Here is a 5,533-nt window from a genome sequence, read left to right on the forward strand (position 1 = left end):
GGGGACTGTCGTTTCAATATGCGGTGCAAGAGAGTCCCGATGGCCTGGCACAGGCATTTCTGATTGGAAGGGATTTTCTGGCCGGTGAGGGATGTTGCCTGGTGCTTGGCGACAACATTTTCTTCGGCCACGAGTTACCCAAAAAGCTACAGGCGGCCTCGCAGAAAACGAATGGTGCCACCGTATTCGCATACAGGGTTTCTGACCCGGAGCGCTATGGCGTGGTGGAGTTTGACGCCGCGGGAAATGCGATCTCTCTCGAAGAGAAGCCTAAGGAACCGAAGTCGTCGTATGCCGTTACCGGGGTCTATTTTTACGACTCTCAGATCGTTCGGGTTGCCAGCTCCATTAAGCCTTCGGAACGCGGTGAGCTGGAAATCACAGATGTGAATCGGTGGTACCTGGAACGTGGAGAGCTTGCGGTACAGAACCTTGGCCGTGGCACGGCTTGGCTCGATACCGGAACGCATGATTCCTTGCTTGAGGCGGGAACATTTATCCATGCCATCGAGCATCGTCAAGGTCTGAAGGTGGCTTGTCCGGAAGAGATCGCATTTCGCAAGAAGTGGATCTCAAGCGAAGAGCTTGGGACATTGGCGAAGAAGATCGGTAAGAGCAGCTATGCCAACTATCTTCATCGCATCCTGAAAGAACGGATCTTCTGATGGGGCCGTTTCTTCTGACCGGGGCCAGCGGGCAGGTCGGCAGTGAGCTTGAGCCGATGCTGAATCAACTTGGAACTACGGTGGCCGCACCGCGGCGGCACGAGCTCGATCTAAGCGATCTGGATGCCGTGAGGCGATATATCCGCTCACTGAGGCCACGCTGGATTATCAATCCAGCGGCCTACACGGCCGTGGACAAGGCAGAACAGGAGCCGGAGATGGCGTTTCGGCTTAATGCTGAGTTGCCTCAGGTTCTCGGAGAAGAGGCTGCGGCTCTCGATGCCGTTGTGGTCCATTTTTCGACGGACTACGTTTTCGCCGGAGTAGGGAACACGGCATATGTCGAGACGGATCCAACGGGGCCGTTGAGCGTTTATGGCGCCAGCAAGCTCGCAGGCGAACGTGCACTTGCGGCAACTGGAGCGGCGTATTTCATCTTCCGGACGAGTTGGGTCTACAACTCTACCGGCAAAAATTTTGTCCGGACTATCCTGCGGTTTGCCCGGGAGAGAGAAGAGCTGCGTATTGTGGCTGACCAGCACGGAGCTCCCACATGGGCGCGCGATCTCGCCCGTCTCACACTGCACACTATTCGTCGTTGTGAGGCAACGGGAGATTACCTCACCGAGGCTCGACGCTTAGGCGGTATCTACCACGCCAGTAACGCCGGAGAGACCACCTGGTTTGATTTTGCGCGGGCCTTCCTGGCGCTGGCCCAGGAGAAGGAGCCAGCGCAATCCTGGGCAAAACTCACAGCGGTCAGAACCGAGGAATATCCAACGCCCGCCAGAAGGCCAGGGAACTCTCGCTTAAATTGTGAACTGTTGCAGCGGATGCTCGGATTTACCATGCCGGCATGGCAGGACTCGCTGCGAGCAGCGATGCTTGAAATCTAAAAACAGATCGAAAGAAGGATTCTTTTGCAGGAATCCATTTTCCGGTCTGTTTTAGATTTCTAGTGAGATACAGGTTCCCCTACAGGCGGGAGTTCAGCCTGTAGAAAGCTCATTCCATGTTCGTCCTTTGGGGAGACCAAAACGGTGCCTACTTCATCGAGAGGCCAGTCAATGGCCAGCGTCGAGTCATCCCAGCGGATGCAACGTTCTCCCGCAGGGAGATAGAAGTCGGTTGTTTTGTAAAGGATGTGGGCGCTTTCTGAAAGCACGAGGAAGCCGTGCGCAAAGCCTTCGGGAATCCAGAGATATTCCACGCGGTCTTCGCTGAGGTGGAAGCTGGCCCATTTACCGAAGTCAGGGGAGTCGCGGCGAAGGTCGACGGCAACGTCCCAAATGTGACCCGTAAGAGCGCGCACGAGCTTGCCCTGCGGTTTGCCGAGCTGGTAGTGGAGACCGCGCAGTACACCTTTACGGGAAAAAGACTGGTTGTCCTGGACAAACTTGTTTGGCAACCCCGCGTGAGCGAAGGCCCGCTGTGAATATGTTTCTGCGAACCAGCCCCGTGTGTCTTCGAAGACCTTGGGAAGGACGCGCTTGACGTCTTTGAGAGGGGTATCAATAAGCTGCATCACAAATAAACGTCTATTATCTCATTTAGGTTATATGGAAGTTTGACCGAAGAACAGAGATTTCTACGCTGGTCCCAAGACAGATGCCCACTGGTCTGGCGAATCGCAGAGGCAGGTGGGAGCGACGGTTTTTAGCGTGTCGGCTGACAAACCAAAGGCGCACCCAATCGACCAGGCTCCGGCATTCTGTGCTGTGAGGATGTCCACGGCCGAGTCCCCTATCATCACGGTCTGACCGGGTGTGGCCGCAGCTTCATGCATGAGGGTCTCAAGTCCCAATGGATCGGGTTTCTTGGTATGAAAGCTGTTGCCTCCATAGTTTTCGAAGAAAAATGGCTCCAAACCCAAAGCACGGCTAATTTCACGGGACGGATTGACGGGTTTGTTCGTAAGTATGGCCATCTTCAGATGAGGATGAGCCATACGGATGGCTTCAAGTGATTGGAGCACACCGTCATAGACGCGGGTGAAGTCGAGTTTGTGCACCCGATAGTAGTCCAGAAAGAAGGTCAGGGCCTGTTGCACATACTCTTCGTCGTGTAGATCCCCCTCCGGGTCGCCGAGCGCGCGGCGTACCAGCATGGATGCTCCGTCGCCGATATAGGTGGTAATGACGGCGTCCGGCAGAGCCGGCTTCCCCAGATGACGCAGCATTGCGTTGACGGAATTGGTGAGGTCCTGCCGGGAGTCGATGAGGGTTCCGTCGAGATCGAAGACGAGGAGACGAAGGTCGGACGAGGGCGGTAGAGCCATTCTCTCTAGAGTGTGCAAGGTGTGGAAGGTGCAGCGCAAGCCTCGGGCGCCCTGGCCCGGCTCAAAAAAAGAGCGGCGGAGTCTGCACTCTCCGCCGCGGTAAGGAAGTTAAACCTGTTAGCGGATTTCGATGTCTCCCGATCCGGTTTCAGCTTTGATCACAGGTCCGCCGCCGTTGACGGCGCCAAGGACATGGTGGCGATTGAGCGTGCCCTGCATCAGGATGGGCTGCGCTACGTGCACCGTTCCGGAACCGGTGGATGCATTAAGGGAAAACTTGGCGTTCCCCACGGTAAGCCGAACCGAACCTGATCCGGTCTCGAGCTTCCAATCAGAAGATGGTGTGCCGTCAATTTCGATATCTCCGGATCCGGTTCCGGCTCGCAGACCCCCATTGAAACCGTGGATCCGGAGGGAGCCGGATCCCGTTTGGGCGCGTACGTCGCCGGTGGCCGACGTCGGCATTACCGGCGAACCATCCTCCGGATCCGGCTCGAACGTGGCCGACGATTCGAACCTCCGAGTTCGAGCCGGGAACGACCTTGACGTATCCGGAACCAGTGGAAACGCTGACATTGGTCGACCCGGAGACAGTGAGGGTACGGGAAAAGTCCTCAGCCGTGGCGAGTACGGCGACGGCTGCGAGTGCGGTTGCGGTAAGTAGAGTACGAAGGATCTTCATGGTTGTTCCCTCTATGGTTTCACGATAAAACGCAGTTTACTGCTGCAGAATGACCTGGTCGTTCTGGTTAAGACCGCTCAGAAGCTCGGTCCTTGTGCCGTTGGAGATGCCTACTTTTACGGGGACTTTCCGGCGGCCCTTCTCTGCCTTGGAATCCGGAATCTCAATGCTGGCGTTACGCTGCTTATCGTAGATAACAGCCTGCTCCGGGACGGTAAGCACATTCTTGTGCTCTTCGAGGATGACCTCGGCGTTCGCGGTCATATTGGCCTTCAACTCGCCGCCGGGATTGTCGATCGATACCCGTACTTCGAAGGTCGTAACGTTGTCCTTCTCGACACCCAACGGAGCAATCTTGGTGACCTTGCCGTTGAAGACTTTGTCCTTGAAGCTCTCCACGCGGATGCGGGCCGGCTGACCCAGGTAAACCTTGCCGATATCGCTCTCATCGACCTTGCCCTGTACATAAACCTGGGTTGTGTCGCCGAGGGTCATGACCAGGGTTGCGGTGGACCCCATCACAAGAATGGAGCTGACGGCATTGCCCAGCTCTACGTCCCGGGAGAGGATCATGCCGTCGATCGGGGAGACGATGTTGGTGTAGCTAAGCTGTTCTTCAAGCTGTTTGAGCGATGCCTGCGCCTGCGCAACCTGTGCCTCCGCCTGGTGCAATTTGGCGGTGTCAACCGTGATCTGGGCGAGGGCCTTATCGCGCGCATTGGCGGCGGCAGCGTACTTCTGCTGTGCGTCGTCCAGCGCCTGCTGGCTGACAACGCCCTGCTTCGACATCGCCAGAGCCCGTTCATAGGTGTTTTTGAAGTTGGGCAGATCGGGGGCCTGGGCGTTTACCTTGTCGAACTCGATTGCAGCGGCGGCGGCCCGGGCATTGGACTCTGCGGGTGACGATGCCGGATGCCTTGGATTTGACCTCGACTTTGACGATGGGCTGAACCTTACCGGTGGCAACTACAGAGCGAGCGATGTCGCCGCGTTCAACCTTCGACAACTGGGAAGCATCAATCTTCGAGCTGGAACCGGAGGCCTTGATGGCAAACGTTAGGCCGGCGGCCAGGACGACGACGGCGATGCCGCCCCAGATATACAGTTTGCGCTTGGATTTGCGGGGTGCGGCCATGGTACTCCTGATCCTCCGGTGGGTGGTTACGGAAGGGAGTACGCGCGAGATAGGAGGTTGGTTCCCTGAAAATTAGGTAAGCCGAAGTTGTTGCTTTGCAATTAATACTTCCGCAAGACCCCCAGGACCTTTCCCTGGATCGTTACCGCGGCTGCCGGGGCGAAGATCGGCGCCATCTCGGAGTTTGAAGGCTGCAGACGAATCATRCTGCCTTCCCGGTAAAACCGCTTTAGTGTGGCATCCGTGCCATCCACCAGGGCGACGACAATTTCGCCCTCCCGGGCGGTGCGGGTGCGCTCAACCAAAACATAGTCGCCGGAGACGATATGTTCATCCCGCATGGAATCGCCACGGACCTCGAGAGCGAAGACCTCCCGGTTGCCGAGAATATCGCTGAGCGAGATGGTCTCAGCCGTCTCGACGGCTTCCACCGGTCGTCCCGCGGCAATGCGGCCTAGCAGAGGCAGGCGGTCGGTCCCTTTCTTGGAAGAACGTGCCGGCAGAACATCGATCGAGCGGCTCCGATTGTGCGCACGCTGCAACAAACCTTTGTTCTGCAGGTTCGTGATGTGCTTGTGAACGGTGGCAAGCGAATTGACGCCAAGGCCGCTGGCGATCTCCTCATACGAAGGGGAATATCCGCAACGCTGCGTGAATGAGGTGAGGAAGTCGAGAACGTCCTTTTGCCGCCGGGTAATTGCCATGTCTGACATTTTAGCGAATAAAAGGCGAATCGCAACAGGGAAGACGTTAGGGGGTAACTGGCTAAGTTC

At 56.9% G+C, this 5,533-nt stretch carries 8 protein-coding genes; 2 read left to right on the forward strand and 6 right to left on the reverse strand.

Annotation, left to right across the window (positions count from 1 at the left end; all coding sequences use genetic code 11):
* A partial coding sequence (locus AB4043_RS19265) for a sugar nucleotidyltransferase (RefSeq protein WP_442307803.1) occupies nucleotides 1-665 on the forward strand: 665 nt, incomplete at its 5' end.
* A complete protein-coding gene (gene rfbD, locus AB4043_RS19270; RefSeq protein ID WP_442299366.1) occupies nucleotides 665-1,561 on the forward strand; it encodes a dTDP-4-dehydrorhamnose reductase in 897 nt (298 codons plus the stop codon). The genes AB4043_RS19265 and rfbD, both read left to right, overlap by 1 nt.
* 59 nt (nucleotides 1,562-1,620) lie before the next feature.
* Here the strand turns inward: rfbD and rfbC are convergent, their stop codons facing one another.
* The 6 genes from rfbC to lexA form a co-directional block, all read right to left on the reverse strand.
* A complete protein-coding gene (gene rfbC / locus AB4043_RS19275; RefSeq protein WP_442307807.1) occupies nucleotides 1,621-2,190 on the reverse strand; it encodes a dTDP-4-dehydrorhamnose 3,5-epimerase in 570 nt (189 codons plus the stop codon).
* A gap of 63 nt (nucleotides 2,191-2,253) precedes the next feature.
* Nucleotides 2,254-2,943, reverse strand: a complete 690-nt coding sequence (locus AB4043_RS19280) for an HAD family hydrolase (RefSeq protein WP_442299367.1) — start codon at nucleotides 2,941-2,943, stop codon at nucleotides 2,254-2,256.
* A 117-nt stretch (nucleotides 2,944-3,060) separates the two neighbouring features.
* Complete coding sequence (locus AB4043_RS19285) at nucleotides 3,061-3,408, reverse strand: DUF4097 family beta strand repeat-containing protein (RefSeq protein ID WP_442307804.1); 348 nt, start codon at nucleotides 3,406-3,408, stop codon at nucleotides 3,061-3,063.
* 253 nt (nucleotides 3,409-3,661) lie between these two features.
* Nucleotides 3,662-4,414 (reverse strand): efflux RND transporter periplasmic adaptor subunit, encoded by a 753-nt coding sequence (locus AB4043_RS19290; RefSeq protein WP_442307805.1) that lies wholly within the window; start codon nucleotides 4,412-4,414, stop codon nucleotides 3,662-3,664.
* Between the two features lie 13 nt (nucleotides 4,415-4,427).
* The gene (locus AB4043_RS19295) at nucleotides 4,428-4,760 is read right to left on the reverse strand and encodes a hypothetical protein (RefSeq protein ID WP_442307806.1); all 333 of its coding nucleotides are present in this window, start codon (nucleotides 4,758-4,760) and stop codon (nucleotides 4,428-4,430) included.
* A gap of 101 nt (nucleotides 4,761-4,861) precedes the next feature.
* Entirely contained in the window at nucleotides 4,862-5,494 is a 633-nt protein-coding gene (lexA, locus tag AB4043_RS19300; protein ID WP_442307808.1) for a transcriptional repressor LexA, read from the reverse strand.
* Nucleotides 5,495-5,533: the final 39 nt, after the last annotated feature.

The sequence above is a fragment of the Terriglobus sp. YAF25 genome, assembly GCF_052113305.1.
GTDB lineage: Bacteria > Acidobacteriota > Terriglobia > Terriglobales > Acidobacteriaceae > Terriglobus.